1 rRNA gene (only partly in view) is annotated in these 1,726 nt (G+C 53.3%); it reads right to left on the bottom strand.

What is annotated here, in order from left to right:
• Nucleotides 1-48: 48 nt before the first annotated feature.
• Nucleotides 49-1,726, bottom strand: a 23S ribosomal RNA gene (locus JGF26_RS22290) (it continues 1,268 nt past the right edge of the window).

Here is a 1,726-nt window from a genome sequence, read left to right as displayed (position 1 = left end):
GCTGAAATTTGATTGTCTGTCTCTTCGCCGAAACAGCTTCGGCGTTGTAAGGTTAAGCCTCACGGTTCATTAGTATCGGTTAGCTCAACGCATCGCTGCGCTTACACACCCGACCTATCAACGTCGTAGTCTTCAACGTTCCTTCAGGACCCTTAAAGGGTCAGGGAGAACTCATCTCGGGGCAAGTTTCGTGCTTAGATGCTTTCAGCACTTATCTCTTCCGCATTTAGCTACCGGGCAGTGCCATTGGCATGACAACCCGAACACCAGTGATGCGTCCACTCCGGTCCTCTCGTACTAGGAGCAGCCCCCCTCAATTCTCCAGCGCCCACGGCAGATAGGGACCGAACTGTCTCACGACGTTCTAAACCCAGCTCGCGTACCACTTTAAATGGCGAACAGCCATACCCTTGGGACCTACTTCAGCCCCAGGATGTGATGAGCCGACATCGAGGTGCCAAACACCGCCGTCGATATGAACTCTTGGGCGGTATCAGCCTGTTATCCCCGGAGTACCTTTTATCCGTTGAGCGATGGCCCTTCCATTCAGAACCACCGGATCACTATGACCTGCTTTCGCACCTGCTCGAGCCGTCACTCTCGCAGTCAAGCTAGCTTATGCCATTGCACTAACCTCCTGATGTCCGACCAGGATTAGCTAACCTTCGTGCTCCTCCGTTACTCTTTGGGAGGAGACCGCCCCAGTCAAACTACCCACCAGACACTGTCCGCAACCCGGATTACGGGTCTACGTTAGAACACCAGCCATTAAAGGGTGGTATTTCAAGGTCGGCTCCACGCAGACTGGCGTCCACGCTTCAAAGCCTCCCACCTATCCTACACATCAAGGACCAGTGTTCAGTGTCAAGCTATAGTAAAGGTTCACGGGGTCTTTCCGTCTTGCCGCGGGTACACTGCATCTTCACAGCGAGTTCAATTTCACTGAGTCTCGGGTGGAGACAGCCTGGCCATCATTACGCCATTCGTGCAGGTCGGAACTTACCCGACAAGGAATTTCGCTACCTTAGGACCGTTATAGTTACGGCCGCCGTTTACCGGGGCTTCGATCAAGAGCTTCGCGTTGCCGCTAACCCCATCAATTAACCTTCCGGCACCGGGCAGGCGTCACACCGTATACGTCCACTTTCGTGTTTGCACAGTGCTGTGTTTTTAATAAACAGTTGCAGCCAGCTGGTATCTTCGACTGATTTCAGCTCCACCCGCAGGGGCTTCACCTACATATCAGCGTGCCTTCTCCCGAAGTTACGGCACCATTTTGCCTAGTTCCTTCACCCGAGTTCTCTCAAGCGCCTTGGTATTCTCTACCTGACCACCTGTGTCGGTTTGGGGTACGATTTGATGTTACCTGATGCTTAGAGGCTTTTCCTGGAAGCAGGGCATTTGTTACTTCAGCACCGTAGTGCCTCGTCATCACACCTCAGCGTTAATAAGGTACCGGATTTACCTGGAACCTCCGCCTACATGCTTAAACCGGGACAACCGTCGCCCGGCTAACATAGCCTTCTCCGTCCCCCCTTCGCAGTAACACCAAGTACAGGAATATTAACCTGTTTCCCATCGACTACGCCTTTCGGCCTCGCCTTAGGGGTCGACTCACCCTGCCCCGATTAACGTTGGACAGGAACCCTTGGTCTTCCGGCGTGCGGGCTTTTCACCCGCATTATCGTTACTTATGTCAGCATTCGCACTTCTGATACCTCCAGCA

It is taken from the genome of Enterobacter sp. E1, from assembly GCF_016809815.1.
Classification (GTDB): Bacteria; Pseudomonadota; Gammaproteobacteria; order Enterobacterales; family Enterobacteriaceae; genus Enterobacter; species Enterobacter adelaidei.
The sequence above is the reverse complement of the archived record's forward strand: the minus strand, read 5'-3'. Positions and strand labels throughout refer to the sequence as shown.